This is a genomic window from Phycisphaera sp., from assembly GCA_025916675.1.
Lineage (GTDB): Bacteria > Planctomycetota > Phycisphaerae > Phycisphaerales > UBA1924 > JAHCJI01.
Map to the genome: position 1 here is coordinate 2,300,906 of CP098402.1, position 21,288 is coordinate 2,322,193.

A 21,288-nucleotide genomic window follows, 5' to 3' on the forward strand; every position below is an offset into this window, starting at 1 on the left:
CCGACGGCCGCTACCCAACCAACACCCGCCCCACACCATACGTTGACCCAACACGCCCACGCATCCTCACAGGCCAACCAGCGCCACGCGGCTTCCACCGCGCCCCCCGCGACCGCCACGCCCAGCGTGGCCGTGGTCATGGTGACGTGGAACCGCGTGTCTGAAGTCCGCCGGTCGATCGAATCCGTACTCGCACAGAAGCACGTTGACCAAGGTGCCATCCACCTCGTTGTCGTCGACAACGCTTCGACCGATGGCACGACCGAAGCCCTGACCGGCTGGCTCAAGCCCGAGCGCCTCGTACGAAACAACACCACCCATGCCGACAAGCCGGCCTTCGACGCAACCAATACTGGCCACGCCAACACCGCGGGCCTCGCCAGCGTCACCCTCGTCCGCAACACCGCCAACCTCGGCGGCACCGGCGGCTTCAACACCGGCTTCCTGACCGTCGAACACATCCTGACGACCGACACCCCCATCGACTTCCTCTGGCTGCTCGACGACGACGCCGTCGCCGATCCCACCGCGCTCGCCTCGCTCCTGCAAACCACGGCCGATGATCCCGCAGCCGGGCTCGTCGGTTCGCGCGCCGTCGACATCGCCGACCGCCAGACCACGTACGAAACCACCATCTATTACGACCCGCGCCAGGGCCGCATGGCCGAGACCCCACACACCGGCCACCGCCTGCGCGACACGCATGCGCAATGGGTCGATGCCGTCGGCGACACCCGCGGCGACCTCGAGTTCGCGGGCGTGCGCGAGGTCGACGTTGTCTCGGCGTGCAGCATGCTCGCCCGCTGGAGCGTCGTGCAACAAGTCGGCTACTGGGACCGCCGCTACTTCATCTACTGCGACGACGCCGACTGGTGCCTGCGTGTTGGCCGCTCGGGCTCCAAGGTTGTGTGCGACCTCGACGCCGTGGTCTACCACACGCCGTGGTTCCAAAAGCTCACGCCCACGCGCCTCTACTACGCCGAGCGCAACGCCATCTGGACCATGCGCAAGGGCCTCTCTGGCAGCGCGCGGCGCACCAGCACCGCCCGATGGATGCGATCGGTCCTGCGATCCAGCCTGGCCGCCGGCCTGCGCCGCCGCCTGTACCACGCCGAGATCCTCCGCAAGACCGCCAGCGACGCCGCAACCAACACCGCCGGCAGGCTCACACAAGCCGAGCCGCCGCACGAGCCCATCACCGCCGCGCTCGAACGCCTGAATCTCAACCGCGCCGACGCGAGCCTCGCGTTCCTCTGCATGACCGCGGACCAGGCCACCCTCGCGCGTGACATCACCACCACACTGCGCAGCGCCCTCGGCAACACCTGCCCCAGGCCACGCTTCATCACGCGAAACGATGCGGGCACCGGCGACATCACCTATGCCCCCTCCACCCGCTCGCGCCTGCGCCGCCAGCTCCCCTTGCTGACAAACGCACCCGACGCCTGCGTCGTGCTCAACAACACCAACGACTTCCCGCTTCTGCGCTGCCCCACCACGCTTCATATCGATCACCGCGATCCCAATCGGTGTCAGGTCGAGCACGACAGCCTCGGGTGCCGCCTTGCGTTCTTCTGCCGCTGGAGCGCAACGACGATGCGCGCCATCTGGTACGTCCTGCGCAACAAGCCCCAGCAGCCCCCGGCCCCCTTCGGATGAGCACCACCACGCCGCCCCAAGCCGACCGCCCACGCACGATCGCCCTGCTGGGCTGGGCCGCGCTCAGCAAGCAGGCCGAGGAGGGCTCGGGCTACAACCTCAACGCGTCCGAGCTGGCCATCGGCCTCGCCCAGGCCGGCCATCGCGTGCATTACCTGGGCTCGGGCCTGCGATACTCCCTACGCCCCGGCCCCTTCGTGCGCGAGATCAAGCCCTGGCGCGGCGTGCGAAACTTCGAGCTGCTCAACAGCCCCAACCTCGCGCCCTCGGCCATCAACCTGCGCAACGTTGATTCCGAACGATCCAGCCCGAGCACGACCAAGCTCGTCCTGCGCTGGCTGCGAGACATCGACGCCGAAGTCGTCCACGCCCACTCGACCGAGGGCCTGAGCCTCGATCTCATCCCCGCGATCGAAGCCGGCGGCATCCCCGTCGTTGCCACCACGCACAACTACTCGTACGTGTGCCCGCAAGTCGACCTGCTCTACAGCGAGCACGAGGTCTGCCTCGACTACGACGGCGGCAACCGCTGCGCCACATGCCTCGATGCGCCCAGCCCAGCAAACCGCCGCCTCAAGCGACGCCTCGGCCAGACCGCCCAGCGCCTCGTCGGCCACGCCATCACGGGCCACGCGCGCGCCTCGGCCAAATCCATCGCCAGCGGACGCTCCAAAGAAAACACACCCACCGACGAGCTGCGCTACCTGGGCTACGACAACGGCGCCATCGAGTCGGCCGCCACCGCCGAAGGCCCCGCCAGCACCTACGGCGTGCGCGCCGAGCCGCGCGAGCTGCCCAAACCCGCGCCCATCCTGCCCGACGACACCAACGAGCGCATGCTCGCCAACACCGACATCCACCTCAAGGTCCTCAACGACTACGGCCGCCGCCGAGCAGACGGCGTCGCCGCCCTCAACGCCGCCAGCGTCGTCACGCCACCCAGCGACTTCCTGGGCCGTGTCCACGAATCCATGGGCCTCGACCCCGCCAAGCGACGCACCGTCCGTCTGGGTCAGCCCCACTTCGATCGCATGCACCGCGCCGCCATCGCCCAGCCCGGCTACGACCGCGCGCCCTGGACACCCGCCGACGAACGACCGCTCCGCCTCGCCTTCTTCGGCACCGTGCGCCCCAACAAGGGCCTGCGTGTGCTGGCCGACGCCATCGCCCTCTTGCCCGCCGACACCCGCCAACGCTGCCTCTTCCATGTGCGCGCCTCCGGCGGAGACTGGGCCTTCCGAAAGCTCCTGAGCGGCTACCCCCAGATCCAGTTCGCCGGGGCATACGACCTCATGCAGCGCGCCGCGTCCGTCCCCGAGTACGACGTTGGCCTGCTCCCCCACATCTGGATGGAAAACTCGCCGCTCGTGCTGCTCGAGCACCTGCACGCCGGCAAACTCGTCATCACCAGCCGCCTGGGCGGCCCGCCCGAGTGGATCGTCGACCGCGACGGCGCCACCAACGGCCTGCTCTTCCCCTCGGGAGACGCCCGGGCCCTGGCCGACCGCATCACCGACCTCGTGTGCGGCAACGTGGCCCTGCCCAGCGCCAAAACTATCCACGACATCACGCCACACCTGACCAGCTACCCCGCCCACCTGGCCGAGGTGCAGTCGATCTACGAGTCCATCATCGAAGCCAAGGCCTCACGCCCGGTCGACAAAGCCCTCGAGCCGGCGTGATCGCAGCGGGTGCTGCAGCTTGCGTAAGGCCTTGCTCTCGACCTGCCGCACGCGCTCGCGCGTGACCTTGAAGATCCGGCCGACCTCTTCGAGCGTGTAGGTATACCCATCACCGATGCCGTAGCGCAGCTTGATGATCTCGCGCTCACGATAGCTCAGCGTCCGCAGTACCTGCTCGAGCTTCTCGCGCAACATGTCCTGGGCCATGCCGTCGGCAGGCGCGCCGTTGCGGCTGTCCTCGAGCACGTCCATCATCGAGCCGTCATCGGACCCCACCGGCTTATCGAGCGACGCCGGGCTGCGCGTCAGGTTCATGACCTTGCGCACGTCGGCCGACGTGCATCCGGCGACCTCGGCAATCTGCTCATCGGTCGGCTCCTGCCCGTGCTCCTGCATGTATTGACGCTGGATCGTGCGGATCTTGCCCATCGTGTCGATCATGTGGACCGGCAGGCGGATCGTCCGCGCGTGGTCCGCAAGCGCCCGGGTGATGGCCTGGCGGATCCACCACGTCGCGTACGTGCTGAACTTGTACCCGCGCTTGTACTCGTACTTGTCCACCGCGCGCAGCAGTCCGGTGTTGCCCTCCTGGATCACGTCCAGGAAGCTCAGCCCGCGGTTGCGATACTTCTTGGCGATCGAAACCACCAATCGCAGGTTCGCGCCCGACAAATCCCGCTTGGCCTGCTCGTACTCCCAGAACACGCAGTTTAGCTCGGCCACCCGCCGCGCCAGCGCGTCGGGCGTGTCGAGCACGAGCGACCGCAGCCCCTCGAGCTCATCGCGCATCACCAGCCGGTCGTCGTCGTCCGCCGAGACCCCGTTGGATTCGGCGCCCTCGTCCTTGGCCAGCAGCCCCTCGATCTCGCGCATCTTGCCCGAGATCGCCCGCAGCTTCCGCAAGATCGGCACCAGTTTGCTCGTGCGCAGCTCCAACTCTTCGATCAAAGCCGATATCCGCCGCCGCCGCGCACGCAGCGATCGCTCGATCGCCGCCAGCTCCTGCACGGCTCGTACCGTCAGCCGGCCGTCAGCCCCACGCCCCGTCGCGCACGCCCGCTCGGCCCGCGCCCACTCGGCCCGGTTGCGTTCGAGCATCGCCTCGATCGTCGGCAGGCTCGTCGGCAACCGGCGGCCAAGCATTTCTTTCGCTTCGGGCGTGATCGTCGACACCCGCAGCGTGCGATCGAACGGCAGCTTGCGGGCCTGCACCTGCCGCAGCAGTTCCACGGCTTGCGTGGCCACGTAATCGCACTGCAGGCACCGCCGCCGGAACACGATGCGCGTGGTCTCGATCTTCTTGGCCAGCCGGGTCTCGTCCTCGCGCGTCAGCAGCGGGATGGAGCCCATCTGCGCCAGATAGCTCCGCACCGGGTCCTCCACCGGGCGATCATCCGAGGGCACGTCGTGCGCGGTCTCCTCGAGTTCTGGAACGAGATCCTTCTTGGCTTCGGGGACATCTGCCACCGTCGGGGCACCGCCGGGCTGGTGGCGCATGCGTGCCCGGTACGTCGGCTCGTCGACCAGTTCGATTCCCAGCTCGTCCACCCGAGCGAGGAAGGTGTGCAGCGACCGCGGCCCCACCCACTCATCGGGGGCCGCCGCGTTGATTTCTTCATAGCTCAGCCATCGACGGCCAGCGGCCGACTCCAGCATCCCAGCTACCGAAGGAGGAAATCCGGTCATCGCACGCTCGGGCCCGTGAAGCCCATCCCTCCTGCACTCTTTCGGGAAATCGAACACACATCCCGCCAAACGCATGAAGCGTCCAACAGAGACTTTACCCGCGCCCCCGCAGAAAGACCCACCGGAACCCCCAAACCTAGGCCCGAAAACCTTTTACGACGGCCTGGCGATACGCCCGGGGTCGTGCTGGAACCGCGCCAGCTGCTCCTTGCGGGCCCGGATCCGCTCGAACGGGTCCACGTCCTGGCTCGACTGCCGCCCCAGCATCTGCCGAAGCAACCCGGCAACGGCCTCCCGGACCGATTCGTCCACCGCCGACGCCTCGATGCCGCGCCCGCCACCAGCCTGCCGCTCGGCCCACGCCACCAGCGTGCTGGCCCACTGCAGCGATTCCTCGTCCAACTCACCCCGCAGCGCCGCCATCGTGAGCGGCTCGCCCTCGGCCGCCAAGCGATCCACCGCCGCCGCCACCGGCTCGCTGGGGCCACCGGCCACCGTGTCGCGAAGCATCGTGGCGTCGTCCTCACTGAGCAATCCCCACGCCGCCGGCTCGAGCAGCACCACGCCCACCAGCTTGTCGCCCACCGAGAACTCCGTGGACGGCCGCCCCTCCCCAGAGGCCGGCATGGGTGCATCGCCCCCGCGCGCCCGCCAGGGCGCGCTCAGGGCCAGTTCACGCAGGCGATACTGATCAAGCCCGCTCAGGTTGCCGAGCTGCGCCAGAATCCGATCCCGCCGCGCCGGCTCGATGCTCCGCAATCCGTGCTCACCCAGCCATCGGACCTCCTCCTCCACGCCGCTCAACAGCGCCGAACGCCCCCGACCCTCCAGCCGGCCCTTCAGCCGATCGAAACGGAACGCCAGCAGGTCACCCGCCGAGCGCAGCATGGCCTCGAACCGTTCCTTGCCCCCCTCTTGCTTGAGCAACTCGTCGGGGTCCTTGGCCCCGCCCTCGCGCCCGAGGATGGCGATCTGCACGTCCAGCGGCTCGGCGAACAGCACCCCCACCGCCCGGTCGGCCGCCGTCAGACCGGCCTCGTCACCATCAAAGAGCAGCACCACGCGGCTGCACAGCCGCCGCAGCAATGCCGCGTGCTCGGCCGTGAAGGCCGTGCCGAGCGTGGCCACCGTGTTGGTGAACCCCGCCTGGTGGCACGCGATCGTGTCGGTGTAGCCCTCGGTCACGATGCAGTAGCCCGCCTGGCGGATCCCGGCGTTGGCCTTCCAGAGCCCATACAGCACGCCCGACTTCTTGAACACCGGGCTCTCGGGGCTATTGAGGTACTTGGCCGGGTCATCCTCGCTCAGCCGCCGCCCGCCGAAGGCGATCACCCGCCCGCCCTGGTCATGGATCGGGAACATCAGCCGGTTGCGAAACACGTCGTAGTGCCCGCCGCCCTGCTCGCGGGCTTTCACCAGTTGGGCCGCCGCGAAGGCTTCCACCGGCCGCTTGGCCCGCAGCACGGCCTGCACCAGCCCGTCCCAGCCCTCGGGGGCCGCCCCGACCCCGAACGCCTCGACCATCTCGGGCGAGATGCCCCGGGCCTCGATCATCGCTCGGGCGGCCTTGCCCGCGTTGGGGTCTACCAGCGACTTCCGGAAGTGCTCCTGCGCGAAGGCGTTAGCGTCGATCGCCGCCGCCCGCTCGCTCCGGCCCGGCCCGCTGGGCGCTTGCCGGCCGCGGGGGGTCAGTTCGATGCCGGCCCCCTCGGCCAGGTGCTCGAGCGCCTGGGGGAACTCCACCCCGTCGTACTTCTGCACAAACGACAGCGCGTCGCCGCCCGCCCCGCACGCGAAGCACTTAAAAATCTGCTTGGCCGGCGAAACGAACATCGAGGGCGATCGGTCGTCGTGGAACGGGCACAACCCCACCCATTCTCGGCCTTTTTCCCGCAGATCCACACGCTCGCGCACCACCCGCACGATGTCGGTGGCCGCCAGAACCCGCTCGATGTCCCCTCGATCGCTCATGGCACCCCGTTGCGCAACGCCCAAGATCCACGGTACGCCATTGATCGCGCCCCAACACCCACGCCGCGACCGATTCGTGGATACGCTCTGCGATCATGGCGATCCGAACCGCGGTGCGCTATCTCGGCAGGGTACAAGGCGTGGGCTTCCGGGCCACCGCCCGGTCCCTTGCCCAGCTCATGCCCATCACGGGCTTGGTCCGCAACGAGCCCGACGGCACCGTCTGGCTCGAGGCCCAGGGCCAGCCAGGCGATGTCGAGGCCTTCCTCGGCGAACTGACCCGGGCGATGCATGGTTGCATCGACCGGGCCAACCGCGAAGAACTGCCCGTGCAAGAGCACGAGGCGGCCTTCCAGATCGCCCGCTGATTTTCGCTCCCTCCCCGAGCGAGGCACCGGTTCTGGTGCCGACAACCCGGTCCGCACGTCGGCTCAAAGGAATGACCCACATGCCCATCGACAGCCAATCCATCGAGAGCTACAAGGCCCTCTGCTCGGACATGTACGTCAACCTCAAGCTCGCCTTCCACAACGAGCTCGACACCTCGCGCCAGGTCACCGTCGAGTTCTTCGACCGCCTCCGCAAGGAGTTCCCCGGCCTGCAGACCTTCCGCCAGGTCCAGGGCGAGCTCGCCCTCGAATCGGCCCCGGGCATCAATCCCCAGCACTGGGTGGCCGTCCGGGGCAATTGCGTGCGCGCCGGCGCGGTGAATCCCGAATCGTTCGAGCAGGCCTACGCGCTCCACGGGGCCGTCCTCGAACTCGCGCCGTACTACCTGGGCATCTCGCCGCTGGACATCGACTATTACGAAACCCTCTTCGGCTTCGATATCGAGGCCAGCGGCGACCACGACCGCATCGTGTTCGAATCGCTGCTTCGGGGCTCTCCACTCGCGGGCCTGGTCGACGACATGGGGGCCGCACCCATCGATGCCCAGCCGATACTTGGCGTCGCGCTGCGGGGCGACGGCATCCCCCGACGGTGCGAGGCCTACTTCGAGATCAAGACCCGGCCCACGACCGTGGCCGATCGCCCCACCGAGGGCGAGCCCATCAGCGTCTATCTGACCGTCCGCCGCCACGGTCCGATGGACGACGTCACCACGCCCAAGCTCGAGTTCGCGGACCTGGGCAGTTGCGGTGAGCGGATCATCGAGAACTCGGTCATGCCGAGGCTCGTCCAGCCCATCCGCTCGTTCATCTCATCTGGAGGGACCAGCACGTGGGGGTAGTGCCTGGGGTTATGCTTGCGCAAGCCGGCCGGGGCGGCGGCGATATGGGCCAGATGCTCATCTGGGTGGGCGTGCTCATTGTCGCGGTTGTTATCGGGACGATCATCCTCCTGATGATCCGGCGATGGATGGAGAACCAAAGGAGAGAAGACCCGGGTGCCTTTACGACGATGGAGGACATGCGGGCGATGGTGGATCGCGGAGAGATGTCCAAAGAAGAATACGAGCAGGTCCGAGAAGCGATGATCGCCAAGGTCCGAGGGTCCCAAAACGCGCCCAAGGCGGGCGCCAGGGCAACCGGCGGGAATCGCCCACGCGGCGAAGCCGGTTCGACCTCTGAACGGTAGTAAAAACACGCTGGATCTGGCCCTTTTGCATCCAGACAAGCGGGAAACGCGTCGATACAGTCCTGAACGCTCGGGCGAGGGGCCCGGTGGTGAGGCAGTGGGAAGAGCATGGCAAAGAACACCCGAGACGGCGGTAACGACCAATCCAAGACGAAGCCCACCGGCGGCGACGGCTTCCAGGGCCGGCGCGTCACCACGTGCTCGTTCTGCGGCAAGTCGAGCCGAGAGGTTGGCCCCATGGTCGAGGGCCCGGGACAGGTCTACATCTGCAACCCCTGCACCGACCTGTGCCTGAACATCTTCCGCCAGGAGCGCCGCAAGGTCTCGGCGGTCGGCAGCGCGCTGGGCGAGGTACCCACCCCGCGCAACATCTCCGAGTTCCTCGACCAGTACGTCATCGGCCAGGATCAGGCCAAGAAGACGCTGGCCGTGGCCGTGCACACGCACTACAAGCGGCTGCTGCACCTCGAGAGCAACGACAACTCGGTCGAGCTCGACAAGAGCAACATCATGCTCATCGGCCCGACCGGCAGCGGCAAGACGCTGCTGGCGCGCACGCTGGCGCGCATGCTCAAGGTGCCCTTCGCGATCGGCGACGCCACCACGCTCACCGAGGCGGGGTACGTCGGCGAGGACGTCGAGAACCTGCTGCTCAAGCTGCTGCAAGCCGCCGACTTCGACCTCGACGCGGCCCAGCGCGGCATCATCTACATCGACGAGATCGATAAGATCGGCAAGACCAGCCAGAACGTCTCGATCACGCGCGACGTGTCGGGCGAGGGCGTGCAGCAGAGCCTGCTCAAGATGCTCGAGGGCACCGTGGCCAACGTCCCACCCCAGGGCGGCCGCAAGCACCCCGAGCAGCAGTACATCCAGGTCGACACGTCCAACATCCTGTTCATCTGCGGCGGCTCGTTCCAGGGCCTCGAAGACATCATCCGCCGGCGCATCGGCCGCAGCCGCATCGGCTTCAGCTCGGGTGAGGACGCCTCGCAGGTCGGCGAGCGCAGCGGCGCGCTGCTGGCCCAGGCCACCACCGAGGACGTGATCGAGTACGGCATGATCCCAGAGTTGGTCGGCCGCCTGCCGGTCATCAGCCCGCTCATGCCGCTAACGCTGGAAGTCATGATGACCGTGCTCACCCAGCCGAAGAACGCCCTGGTGCGTCAGTACCAGCACTTCTTCGATCTGGAGGGCGCCAAGCTCCAGTTCACCAAGTCGGCGCTCAAGGAGATCGCCACTCGCGCCCTCAAGCGTGACACCGGCGCCCGCGCCCTACGCGGTGTGATGGAAGACCTCATGCTCGAGCTGCTCTACGAGCTGCCCGAGCGTGACCACAAGGGCGACAAGTACCTCATCGACGCCGAAGACCTGAAGGGCAAGATGAACCTGGATGACCTGCGTGTCGAGTCGAAGAAGACCGCCTAGGCCCGACCAACAAACCCGATCGAACACGAGGCCCGGGCGCTAGCCCGGGCTATCTCGTAGCACCAGGGAGCACGCCCTCCGAACTCAGTTCAGCGCGACGAGCCCGCTCGCGCCCGGGGCCGTCACGTGCACGCGCAGATCCCCCATCGCCAGGCCGAGCGCACCGCGCCCCTCGCGGAGCACCAGGTGCCGCACGCTGGGCAATGCTGAGAGCGGCCGCCCCATGACCACGGCCACCAATTCGGAGTGATCGCGCAGCCAGCTCGACGCGACCACCAGATCGCGCACCGCCGTCGAAGCCGAGTCGCTGTCAGCCGCCCATGCCACGGCGTGCAGCACGCCCGCATCGTCGACCGCCATGCCGACACCCCGTGCGTAAGGGCAGGCCACGTCCACCGGTTCGAGGCCCTCGGGCAGAGGGCTGGCTTGCGGCCCGATCTTGGGTTGTGGCTCGATCTTGGGTTGAGACTCGGGGGCTATCGCCTTCCCGTCCGCCGGCTTGGGGGCGTGCATGTCGGCACCCTCGGCCTCGAAGCCAACCGGCGCAACGACTCGGCGGGGCTCGAATCCCTCGCCCGCATCGGGACGCACCTCGATCGGATCGACCGACCGGGGCTGCCTCACGAACTGCGCGAGCAGGTCGGGCACGTCCGCCCACGCCGGCGGCTGCCCGTGGAAGAACTCCACCGACGCACCGGCGTCGATACGCCGCACCGGCGTCTCGCGATCGACGCTGAAGCCAAGGAACCGCTCGGTCGCGTCGGCAAGCTTGGCGCCCGCATCCGCCGCGATGGGCTCATCACACCCGGCAATCGCTACACGCATGGCTGGCCCCTGCGCATCGGCGGGCAGGTCTTGGGCGATAGACTTGAAGCTCTGGTAGGCCCCCACGATCGCCGGATCATCGGCACCGGTCAGGATCGTCATCGAGGCCGCATCACACTCGCCGCCGATCCATCCCGCCTCGGCTTCGGGCAACCGCACGATGAGGTCGGCCCCGATGCGTCCGAGCGTGGTCAAGGCCCTTGCAAGATCCGTTCCCCGCCCCATATCGGTGGTTGGTGCGCCGAAGACCTCGAGTCGCGCGGCCTCATCACCCAGCGTCAGCAAGCCGAGCGGGCGGCCCGTCGCGCTCTGGCGGTCGCGTGCATATTGGCCGGCCCACGCCCCTGCGAACACGGGCAGGTTGCCCAGCACCAAGAGCGAGAGCGTCGGCTTACGCGAAACGCCTGTTGGCTTGAGTTCGGTCAGTGTCCTCGGAGCCTCACGCGGCGCCTCGGCCTCATCATCACCCCCGCCAAGGAACAGCGCGGCGAGTTCATCGGACACACCCTCGGGGGTGTCGGCGCGTGCGTACCGCCCATTCTCATCGGCGGCGTGCAAGTGACGCAGCGAACCATTGGTTGGTGCGATCGGTGTTGATGGCGGCTGGTTGGACATGATGGTGCGCTCCGTCGCGTGCGTCCCGCCCGGGGATCCTCCGAGCATGGTGCCTGACTCTACACGGCAGGCTGTGGGCCTCCGGTGCCCGTCCCCAGCGAAGCACTTGGTCCGCCGGGGACTTCGGCGATGCTGTTGGGCTCGCCAAATGGGTTGGTTTCGGCCATCGGGTTGAACGGGTCGGCCGTCCAGAATCCGTCGACCGTCAGCCGATACGCGTGCCGGCCGGGCGGCAGCGCGAGCTTCAGGGCATGGACACCAAGGTTCTCATACCGTGTGAAGCGATGGCTCTGGGCCGACCAGTTGTTGAACTCTCCGGCGGCAGCAACGCAGATACCCAAGCCGATGGGCTGGACCAGCCACACGCCATCCGAAACGGGATGGGTGCCGAAGGCCTCCGATCCTCGCATGGGCAATAGCAAACGCTCCAATTCGAGCGTGCCATTGGGTGCGGGCGTCGAAGTCGTCGACCTGCTGTCTGCCGGCTGCTGGCTCGATTGCGGAGTTGTTGCAACGGGTTCTTCCAACTCCATCGCCCGCCGCGCGCGCTCGGCCACTTGGGCGACCGATTGCTGGTTGTTCGGCTGCTCCACAATCCTGTCCCAGGATTCGGTTGGCGTGCTGTTTTCGCTTGCGGGGATCGGGGCCGGTGGTGGCGGCGCCGTGCGATCGACAAGTTCGACCGCGACGGTCGCACACTGGCCCAGCAGCCATTGCGCCAGCTCGGTGTAGTCTCGGGCCGCTTGCGATTCAGGGGCGTACTCGCCCACCGGGCGGCCGAACGTGGCCGCTTCTTTCACCTTCTCGTCCTTATGGATCACCATCGGGCACACCTGCGAGCCAAACCGCGAACGTAGCTGATCGAGCAACTCACAAGGCAATGCGGCATCGGGCTCATGGATCGTCGGCACGATCCAGTGCTTCGCCTGGCGACCCAGCCGCTGGCCCAGGCTCCGCAGCGTGGCCACTTGGCGGCTCGCCCCCTGCTGCGCAAAATAGCTCATCTCGACGGGAATCAGCACCTCATCGGCGGCGCACAGCGCGTTGTAGGTCAACAGGCCGATGGACGGCGAGCAATCGATGACGGCCAGGTCATAGCCCTCGATCGAGCCGAGCAGCTTGGCCAACCGCTGGTCCTTGTCTTCCAGCGAAGCAAGGCCGCCCCGACTGGCTTCGAGGCCCGCCAGCTTCATGCGGCTGGGGACCAGGTCGAGGTTGCGGCCAATCCGCCAGAGCAGCTTCGTGAGGTCGAGGTTGCGCGGATCGTCGGCCAGCATGGCGTCGCCGACGTCGTTCTCGATGTGCGCTTCGGGGATGGCCAGCCCCGCGGCGCAGTGGGACTGGGGATCCATATCCACCAGCAGCACCCGCGTTCCCTGAGAGGCCAAGGCCCCGGACAGGCTGATCGCCGTGGTCGTCTTGCCACAGCCACCCTTTTGGTTCACGATGGCGATCGTGCGCATGGAGGCCTACCCGGTGAACGCAACGGTTCAAAATCCTGGCTTGAACGCGGCCAGAACACCTCCCTCTCTCAACCCTTCCGGCCGCGTTATCGGGATGTTCGTACGAACGGCTCCAAAGATGGCTCCAGTTCGCCCGGATTGGCCAACCTACCAGCAAAAATTGAGATAGGCGACATAAGAAATTGGGCTAAAGCACCCATTGCCAAGCCGGATCGAGTGCCTCATCTCCTGGGTCATCCCGCATGACGACCCCGATGTTCGTGGGTAGAACAAGACGCATCCCGCCACCACTGGCCTTCTTGTCCTGCCTCATGGCGGCGATGAGTGTTGTCCCGTCGGGCGCCCCATTCAGCTTCGTGGGCAACCCGGCCGCGAGGGCGGCAGCTTCGATCCCTTCACGGACTGTCGCAGATCCGACCCGAACAACCTCGGCCAGCCGGGCGGCCGCGATCAGGCCGATCCCTACTGCCTCGCCGTGCTTGGGGTGCTGGCTGGTTCCATCAATCTCTACACGGGTGCCATCGCAGCCTTCGATGGCGTGCGCGAACGTGTGGCCCAGGTTGAGCGCGCGGCGGCCGGGCGTAGAGCCGGTCGCGGTCTCTCTCTCGTCTCCGGCAACGATGCCGGCCTTGAGCCCGACGCCCTGCTCGACCAGCGACACCAGCAGATCCGTATCTCCGCCGAGCAGCCTGGGCATCGACTCGGTCAGCCTCCCGAGCGAGAGCAGGCCCTGGCCCGATTCGCCGGCGATCACCGCGTGCTTGATGCACTCGGCCATGCCGCACCGCAGCTCGCGCGGTTCGAGCGAGGCGAGCGCGTCCACGTCGGCCACAACCAGTGAGGGCTGGTGGAACACGCCCACGCCATTCTTCAGGAGCATGGTCGAGCCGCCGATGCTGGCCCGCAGGTTCACGGCTGTCTTGCCGCCCACCGAGGCATCGACCATCGCCAGCAGTGTCGTAGGGCACTGGACGACCCGGACCCCGCGGCGGTGCAAGCCAGCCGCCAGGCCGGCGACGTCACCCAGGATGCCCCCGCCGAGCGCAACAACGAGGTCGGTCCGCTCCAGCCCCGCTTCGGCAAGATCCACCAGCATCCGCTCGAGCGTGGCCATCGACTTGGAGGGCTCATCGAGCCGGAACGTAGAGCGCGTGACCGTCGTGCGATCGAACGACGCCACGGCCGCATCCCGCAACGAACGCGGCACGCCTTCGTCCTCGAACACATGGACCCGACTGGTTTCGATCCCGGCACGCCCGCACAGCGTACCGAGTTGCCCGAGCAACCCCCGGCCCACGTGCGCCTCGTAGCCCCCATCGGCTAGGGCGACTCGCACGCTGGTCGGGCCGCCCCCAGTCATTGCGGGAATCGCTCGTCGGGCTTGAGCCCCGCGCGGTTGCGGTCGATCTGGTCGGGCCGGGCCCACGCCACCTCCGTTGCGTCTGGGTAGAGGCTCTCCACGTCGTAGTGGGCCCGCGTGTTGGGCTCGAAGATGTGCAGCATCACGTCGACAAAGTCGGCCAGCAGCCAGGTCGCCCGCTCGTCCTTCGCGTGCCTCACCGCCGCCATACCAGCCTCTTCGGCCAGTTCCATCGCGTTATCGAGCACAGAGTTCATCTGGCGGTCGCTGGTGCCCGAGGCGATGACGATGTAGTCGGTCACCGGGCTCACGCCCGAAACATCGAGCACCAGCACGTTCTCGCACTTGTCGTCGGTCAGCGCGCGGGCCAGGTCGATGGCCATTACGCGGGCATCGTCGGTGCTGCCGCGGCGGGTGGCCGACTGGGTGTCGAGCTTGATGGGCTGGGCGTTGGCGTCGTTTGGCTGCATCGGTTGGTGTGGATCCATCTGCGGGAGGGTATCCAAGCACCCCGCGCTCGCGATTGGGGCTTGGAACCGGGACAAAAAAATAACACGGGCCAAAAGAAAACGGCCCGGATTGCTCCGGGCCGTCTCAAGTCCAAAGCGGTCGAGATTATCCTCGCCAGCCGTCACCGGCTGGCTCGTCGCGTTGTTGCCCAGGCAAGCCTGAGCAGCGGTGCGAACGAGAGTGTACTGACGATTTTGATCGCTCGCTGGAGTTCGCACTCCGTGGAATACCTTGGTCAAAGGGCACTCCGCGAGTCTAAGGAAATCCCTTAGAAAGGAGGTGATCCAGCCGCAGGTTCTCCTACGGCTACCTTGTTACGACTTAGTCCCAGTTACCGAACTCGCCGTAGGCACCACTGAATCGTGGCGACTTCGGGCGCTCCCGGCTTCCATGACTTGACGGGCGGTGTGTACAAGGCTCAGGAACGTATTCACCGGAGCGTAGCTGATCTCCGATTACTAGCGATTCCGGCTTCATGCAGGCGAGTTGCAGCCTGCAATCCGAACTGGGGCGCGCTTTTTGCGATTTGCATACCTTCGCAGGTTAGCATCGCTCTGTACGCGCCATTGTAGCACGTTTGCATCCCTGGGCGTAAGGGCCATGAGGACTTGACGTCATCCCCACCTTCCTCCGGTTTGACACCGGCAGTCTCGTTAGAGTCCTCGCCATAACGCGTTAGTAACTAACGATAGGGGTTGCGCTCGTTAAGGGACTTAACCCGACACTTCACAGCACGAGCTGACGACAGCCATGCAGCACCTGTGCACGTTCCACCCTTGCGGGCGTGGCTCTGCTTTCACAGAGTTAATCCGTGCATGTCAAACCCAGGTAAGGTTCTTCGCGTTGCCTCGAATTAAGCAACATGCTCCACCGCTTGTGTGAGCCCCCGTCAATTCCTTTGAGTTTTAGCCTTGCGACCGTACTCCCCAGGCGGCACACTTAACGCTTTCGCTTCGACCGGAAAGAGGTCAGACTCACTCCGATCTAGTGTGCATCGTTTACGGCGTGGACTACCAGGGTATCTAATCCTGTTTGCTCCCCACGCTTTCGTGCATGAGCGTCAGGACAGGCCCAGGGTACCGCCTTCGCCTTCGGCATTCCTGTCGATATCTACGCATTTCACCGCTCCACCGACAGTTCTGTACCCCCCTACCTGCCTCAAGACCAACGGTTCGCCCAGCCATTCCCCGGTTGAGCCGGGGTATTTCACGGGACGCCTGAAGGTCCGCCTGCGCACGCTTTAAGCCCAGTGATTCCGATTAACGCTTGGGCCACTCGTATTACCGCGGCTGCTGGCACGAGTTTAGCCGGCCCTTCCTCTGACCCTGATCGTTGGTTCTAGGGTCTGACAGTAGTTTACGACGCATAACGCCTTCATCCTACACGCGGCATTGCTCCGTCACGCTTTCGCGCATTGCGGAAGATTCGTCGCTGCAGCCTCCCGTAGGAGTCCGGACAGTGTCTCAGTTCCGATGCGGCGGGCCATGCTCTCACACCCGCTACCCGTCTTCGGCTTGGTGGGCCTTTACCCCGCCAACAACCTGATAGGACGATCGCCGCTCCCAACTTCCTCCGTAGAGCACACGGGGTATTACCGCCAGTTTCCCGACGCTATCCCCCACATTGGGGTACGTTCGATCGCATTACTCGCCCTTTCGCCGGTTTCCCCCGAAGGTTCTCCCAGACTTGCATGCTTTAACCATGCCGCCAGCGTTCAATCTGAGCCAGGATCAAACTCTTCAATTGAAGCGACAACCGAGCTTTCACCCGGTTGCCGCCAATCTCGGAATGATCCGTTGTAACCGCTGCACCCCAAACAAGCAAAGCTCGTGAGGCACAGCGGCCGGTCATTCTCGCGATCACAAGTGATCACGAGCCGTCGTCGGCAAAGACGACGGTCTAAGTTGGCATACTCAAATTCATCACGAGAGTGTGCCAACGACTAGGATCTGTGAAATCCCAGCCACCGGTTTTGACCGGCCTTACCGACCCAGTTACGGGCTTGCGGGTGATGATCCGCATTGGCAAGGCCACACACTCTCGAGGGCATCTCGACCGCTCAGATTTCAAAGAGCTTGGAGTCGGGCCCGCATCCGCAAGCCGTCGTCCGTCCCGGTTCTGGCCTTCGCCAGAGCGGTTGAGATGATACACCACCCTCAGCCAGCGTCAAGCTAGGCGAGCGTAGAACCTTCACATTTTTTGGACCTTGGCAGCATCTGCGCCCGACACCACCAGCGGCAACCCCTCCCCATCGGGCCCCAGGGCCGATTTTTGCCGGCCAGGCTCGCTCACGGCGATGCACGCCGCAAGGATCACCAGTTCGCTATTCGATCCTCCTAAAGCCCGAACGGCCCGGCACGCCTCGGTCAGCGTGGCACCGGTCGTCATCACGTCGTCGACCAGCACCACAACCCGCACGCCCGCCAGGGCCTCGGGGCCCACCCGGGGCTGCATCGCGTGCTTGAGGTTCTTCCGGCGGGCGGCGGCCGAGAGCCCGGTCTGGGCCGGCCGGTGCTGGCGGACGAGCGTCCTCCGGCACGACAGCCCCGAGCCCTCGGCGACCGCCTTGCCCAGGCACGTCGCGTGGTCGATGCCCCGGCTGGCCCGGCGCCAGAAGCTCATCGGCACCGGCACCACGATGGACCGACCAAGCACCTGGGCCTCGGGCTCGCCGGCGTGCCGCGCGACGAGCCGTAACCGCTCGGCGACGGCCGCGCCCAGGGCTCTGCCGAGGTGCTCGCCCACGGCGTGCCAGCGGTTGAACTTGAAGTCGTGCACCGCCTCGCGCAGCGCGAAGTCGTACGAACCGAGCCGCACGCAGCCGCCCCACGCCACACGCGACTCGCGGCACGAGCTACATCGCCCATCGACGAACTCACCCGGCCCGACGCCACGCCCGCAGCGCGGGCAGTAGTCGTCCCTGTCGTTGGCAACGAACCCACTCTCGCGCAATGCTTCGAGCGGGCCGGGACGATCGCTGAGCATCGCCCGCTCGATGTTGAGCAGGCCGCTTCGCACGATATTGGTTACGCCCCCACGCACCACACGCCTACCGGTCTCCGCCATCTGGCGGGCGGTTGCTGGGGCCAGCGGGTGGCTCGGGCGTGTCGGGCCGAATCAGCCTCGGCGGCTTGCGTTTGGGCGCGAACGCCTCGCCGAGCTTGCCTCGCAGGAGCGACGCGCGCGCCTCTCGGCGTTGGTCTTGCGTCAGTTCCTGGCCGATGGCCATCTGGATGTGCGAGGGCTGCACCGCGACGAGCAACTGGTTCACCAGCGGCAGGTCGAGATTCGGCACCACGCCAAGCGCGATCCCCAGGCGCAGACGGCTAAGCAACTGCGTGGCCTCTTCGGTGCTCAGCAGCCGCGCGTGCAGCAGCACCCCCACCGCCCGCCAGGCCTGGTCTTCCATGCCGCGGCGGCCGCCCTTCATCAGCCGCTCGCGCGCGGTGCGCTCGTAGGCGATGACCGAGGGGATGATCTCGGCCTCCATCTCGCGCAGCAGCACGGCCTCGCTCTTGCCGATGGTGGTCTGGTTGCTGATCTGGTAGAAGTCGCCCGTCGCGTCGCTGCCCTCGCCGTATGAGCCGCGGACGGTCAGGCCCAGGTCGTCGGCGGCTCGCTTGACCTTCTCGATCTCCCGCGTGATCTTGAGGGCGGGCAGGTGCAGCATGACGCTCAGCCGTACGCCCGTGCCCACGTTGGTCGGGCACGCGGTGAGGTAGCCGAAACGCGGGCTGTACGCGTAATCGATGCGCTGCTCGATGGCGTCGTCGGCCGAGTCGATCTCGTCCATCGCGCCCGAGAGGTCGAAGCCGCCTCGGATGACCTGGAGGCGCAGGTGGTCCTCCTCGTTGATCATGATCGACAGGCGGCGCTCGGGCAGGCCGATGGCGACGGCACGCGCGTGCATGGGCTCGCCGGGCTTGCCCATCGCATGCTGGCGGCTGATGAGTCGTTCCTCGACCAGCGACGTGCGGTGGCCCGAGGTGGTCGAGCTCAGGTCCACCCACTCCATCTGCGGGCTCAGCCGAGAGCCGAGCACGATGGGCTTGAGCTTGGTGAGGATCGCACTGCGCTCGCTGGCGGGCGCGCGATTGGGGAAGCGGAAGCCCGCCAGGTTGCGCGCCATGCGCACACGCGACGACACGACAACATCGCCCGATCGCCCCGCGACGGCCAGCCAGTTGCCCGCGTTCTCGGCGTTGCCCGTGTTCATCCGTTCTCGCCCGATGGGCCTTCTTTGGAGCTTTCTTCCTGCGACGACTCGGCCTCGAACCGCCGAAGCTCATCGCGCAGCGCCGCCGCGCGCTCGTACTGCTCCATGGCCAGCGCCTCTTCGAGCTGCTTGCGCAGCAGCGCCACACGCTCGGCCCGCTCGCGGGCGCCGCCCAGCACGCGCTCGATGGCCTCGGTGTCGCCGTCCTTGGCCGCCGCCAGCATCCGCCGGGGCGTCTTGCCGATGTGGTGGGTACCGCCCTGGTGGGCCCGCTCGATGAGCGGGGCCAGCTTGTCCTCGAAGGTCTCGTAGCACACCGGGCAGCCCAGCAGCCCGTGCTGGCGGAAGGCCGCGTACGACAGCCCGCAGGTCTCGCACTTGAGGGTTGCCCCCTGCTGCTGGACGCTCAGCACCACCGACGCGCCCGAACCCGGCACGCTCACGCTCGAGTGCCCGGTCAGGCCCACCTCGCCCGCGTGCCGCTCGCACAGCCGGCGCACCATGACCTGCCCATTGACGATCTGCGTCTCATGGACGGTCGCTTCGGCTTCGCATAGGTCGCACTTCACGCTGCACACCCCGGGCCGGGCGGTGGTGCCGGCCCCAGTTGGATCCTACGGGCACGTGCTGGCGCTGTTCAGGAGATCGCGCCGCGGGCCGGGATGGCCCTCGGGCAGGAACCGGCTCAACCGCCGGCCTGTTCCTTCTGCTGGCGGGTATAGCCATACTTGCGCTTCAGGGGCTTGACCACCAGGCCGCTCTTGATGGCCTTGGTGCTGGCCAGCACGCGTACGGGCTTGCCATCGATGATGGCGTTGACCTTCTGGAGGTTGGGCCGGAAGGTGCGGCGGGTGATGCCGGTGGTCTTCAGGCCGAAACCGCCCTTGGAGATCTTGGCACCGCCGTAGGCCTTGGACTTGCCAAAGCGGGTCTTACGTCCGGTAAAATGGCATTTGTAGGGCATCAGGGCAATCCTCGGTCTCGAACCACGGGCGTACGGCCGGCCTGAATCTGGCCGGTGGGTCGGGATGGTAGGCGGAATATTGCCGGCCGGAAACCCCAGACGCCCTCACCCCCGCGCCAGATTTTCCCGCGACAGGATCACGCTGAGGGTCTGCGCCACCATGTCGATGTCCCGCTCGGTCAGCCCGTTGTGGAACGGCAGGGCGATCGTGCGGTCCGACACGCTCTCGGCGATCGGGTACATGCCCCGCTCGTAGCCAAAGCGGCGGACGTACTCGGGCATCAGGTGGATGCAGGGGAAGTACGGGGCGCAGCCCACGTCGTGGTTGCGCAGGCCCTGGATGACGCGGTCGCGCTCCTCGCCCGTGTAGCCGCGTTCGAGGCGGATGGTGAACACGAACCAGCTCATGCTCGTGCCGCTCTCGATGGTCGGCAGGATGATGCCGGAGATGCCCATGAGGCGGTCGAGGTACTCGCCGGCCACGCGGCGGCGACGCTCCAGGATCTCTTCGAGCCGCCGCATCTGGGCGACGCCAAGGGCGCAGGCGATCTCGCTGAGGCGGTAGTTGTACCCAAGACGTTCGTGGCTCAGCCACAGGCCCAGGCCGCTGCTGCCCTCCTGGTCGAGCTCGCTCGGCATGGTGCGGCCCTGGTTGCGCAGGCTGCGGCACAGGTCGGCCAGGTGCTGGTCGTCGGTGACGATCATGCCGCCCTCGCCGGTGGTGATCTGCTTGTTGGGGTAGAACCCGAACACGCCCACGCGCCCAAAGCTGCCGCATTTGCGGCCCTTGTAGGTGGTTCCGAGCGCCTCGCAGCAGTCCTCGACGAGGTGGATCTCGTTCTTGTTGGCGATGGCCGCGTAGCGGTCCATGTGGGTGGGGTTGCCCAGGGCCTCGACGGCTAGGATGGCCTTGGTGCGCGGGCCGATGGCCTGCTCGACCTTGTCGGGGTCCATGTTGAGGCTGCGCGGGCAGAGGTCGACGAACTTGGGCGTCGCGCCCACATAGAGGATGGCGTTGGCCGACGCGACGAAGCTGAATGGCGTGGTGATGACCTCGTCGCCCGGCCCGATGCCCAGGGCGAGCAGCGCCAGGTGCAGCCCCGAAGTACCAGAATTGACTGCCACGCCGTGGTCGCAACCGGCGGCCTCGCTGACCGACGCCTCGAAGGCCTCCTGCATGGGTCCGATGCTCAGGCGGCCCGACCGCAGGACGCGAGCGACCGCCTCGATCTCGAGTTCGGAGATATCTGGCCCGCTGAGGGCGATCTCCTGGTTGGCGTTCGGTCGCGATGCGGGCCTGCTGGGGTAGTCGCTGGGTGACAAATCGGCTC

Annotated in this window: 17 protein-coding genes and 1 rRNA gene; 6 read left to right on the top strand and 12 right to left on the bottom strand. The window is 66.8% G+C overall.

Going from position 1 to position 21,288, the window contains the following annotated elements; all coding sequences use genetic code 11:
- The first annotated feature begins 42 nt into the window (after positions 1–42).
- Both NCW75_09870 and NCW75_09875 read left to right on the top strand, forming a co-directional pair.
- On the top strand, positions 43–1,659 hold the full coding sequence (locus NCW75_09870; GenBank protein UYV11604.1) for a glycosyltransferase family 2 protein: 1,617 nt from the start codon (positions 43–45) through the stop codon (positions 1,657–1,659).
- Positions 1,656–3,341 (top strand): glycosyltransferase, encoded by a 1,686-nt coding sequence (locus tag NCW75_09875; GenBank protein ID UYV11605.1) that lies wholly within the window; start codon positions 1,656–1,658, stop codon positions 3,339–3,341. Before NCW75_09870 ends, NCW75_09875 begins: the two co-directional genes overlap by 4 nt.
- Here the strand turns inward: NCW75_09875 and NCW75_09880 are convergent.
- A complete protein-coding gene (locus NCW75_09880) occupies positions 3,306–5,027 on the bottom strand; it encodes a sigma-70 family RNA polymerase sigma factor (protein ID UYV11606.1) in 1,722 nt (573 codons plus the stop codon). The genes NCW75_09875 and NCW75_09880 overlap by 36 nt on opposite strands.
- 153 nt (positions 5,028–5,180) lie before the next feature.
- On the bottom strand, positions 5,181–6,998 hold the full coding sequence (dnaG, locus tag NCW75_09885; protein UYV11607.1) for a DNA primase: 1,818 nt from the start codon (positions 6,996–6,998) through the stop codon (positions 5,181–5,183).
- A 95-nt stretch (positions 6,999–7,093) separates the two neighbouring features.
- On the opposite strand from dnaG, the gene NCW75_09890 reads away from it, so the two are divergent.
- The 4 genes from NCW75_09890 to clpX all read left to right on the top strand — a co-directional run bounded on the left by NCW75_09890 (position 7,094) and on the right by clpX (position 10,004).
- The gene (locus NCW75_09890) at positions 7,094–7,366 is read left to right on the top strand and encodes an acylphosphatase (GenBank protein ID UYV11608.1); all 273 of its coding nucleotides are present in this window, start codon (positions 7,094–7,096) and stop codon (positions 7,364–7,366) included.
- An 80-nt stretch (positions 7,367–7,446) separates the two neighbouring features.
- Positions 7,447–8,229, top strand: coding sequence for a hypothetical protein (locus NCW75_09895; GenBank protein UYV11609.1), 783 nt, complete (start codon positions 7,447–7,449; stop codon positions 8,227–8,229).
- An 11-nt stretch (positions 8,230–8,240) separates the two neighbouring features.
- Positions 8,241–8,576, top strand: coding sequence for a hypothetical protein (locus NCW75_09900; protein ID UYV11610.1), 336 nt, complete (start codon positions 8,241–8,243; stop codon positions 8,574–8,576).
- A 108-nt stretch (positions 8,577–8,684) separates the two neighbouring features.
- Complete coding sequence (gene clpX / locus NCW75_09905; protein UYV11611.1) at positions 8,685–10,004, top strand: ATP-dependent Clp protease ATP-binding subunit ClpX; 1,320 nt, start codon at positions 8,685–8,687, stop codon at positions 10,002–10,004.
- An 84-nt stretch (positions 10,005–10,088) separates the two neighbouring features.
- Here the strand turns inward: clpX and NCW75_09910 are convergent, their stop codons facing one another.
- The 10 genes from NCW75_09910 to NCW75_09955 form a co-directional block, all read right to left on the bottom strand.
- Entirely contained in the window at positions 10,089–11,492 is a 1,404-nt protein-coding gene (locus NCW75_09910; GenBank protein UYV11612.1) for a hypothetical protein, read from the bottom strand.
- Positions 11,493–11,503: 11 nt separating this feature from the next.
- A complete protein-coding gene (locus tag NCW75_09915) occupies positions 11,504–12,907 on the bottom strand; it encodes an AAA family ATPase (protein ID UYV11613.1) in 1,404 nt (467 codons plus the stop codon).
- A 187-nt stretch (positions 12,908–13,094) separates the two neighbouring features.
- On the bottom strand, positions 13,095–14,267 hold the full coding sequence (locus tag NCW75_09920) for a 3-dehydroquinate synthase (protein ID UYV11614.1): 1,173 nt from the start codon (positions 14,265–14,267) through the stop codon (positions 13,095–13,097).
- Entirely contained in the window at positions 14,264–14,755 is a 492-nt protein-coding gene (rsfS, locus tag NCW75_09925) for a ribosome silencing factor (protein UYV11615.1), read from the bottom strand. The genes NCW75_09920 and rsfS overlap by 4 nt, the downstream gene beginning before the upstream one ends.
- A gap of 294 nt (positions 14,756–15,049) precedes the next feature.
- Positions 15,050–16,523 (bottom strand): 16S ribosomal RNA (locus NCW75_09930).
- Positions 16,524–16,967: 444 nt separating this feature from the next.
- A complete protein-coding gene (locus NCW75_09935) occupies positions 16,968–17,843 on the bottom strand; it encodes a hypothetical protein (protein UYV11616.1) in 876 nt (291 codons plus the stop codon).
- Positions 17,827–18,993, bottom strand: a complete 1,167-nt coding sequence (locus NCW75_09940; GenBank protein ID UYV11617.1) for a protein arginine kinase — start codon at positions 18,991–18,993, stop codon at positions 17,827–17,829. The genes NCW75_09935 and NCW75_09940 overlap by 17 nt, the downstream gene beginning before the upstream one ends.
- A complete protein-coding gene (locus NCW75_09945; GenBank protein UYV11618.1) occupies positions 18,990–19,562 on the bottom strand; it encodes a hypothetical protein in 573 nt (190 codons plus the stop codon). The genes NCW75_09940 and NCW75_09945 overlap by 4 nt, the downstream gene beginning before the upstream one ends.
- A 116-nt stretch (positions 19,563–19,678) precedes the next feature.
- On the bottom strand, positions 19,679–19,957 hold the full coding sequence (gene rpmB / locus NCW75_09950) for a 50S ribosomal protein L28 (GenBank protein ID UYV11619.1): 279 nt from the start codon (positions 19,955–19,957) through the stop codon (positions 19,679–19,681).
- Positions 19,958–20,062: 105 nt separating this feature from the next.
- Positions 20,063–21,280, bottom strand: a complete 1,218-nt coding sequence (locus tag NCW75_09955; GenBank protein ID UYV11620.1) for a DegT/DnrJ/EryC1/StrS family aminotransferase — start codon at positions 21,278–21,280, stop codon at positions 20,063–20,065.
- Between the last annotated feature and the right edge of the window lie 8 nt (positions 21,281–21,288).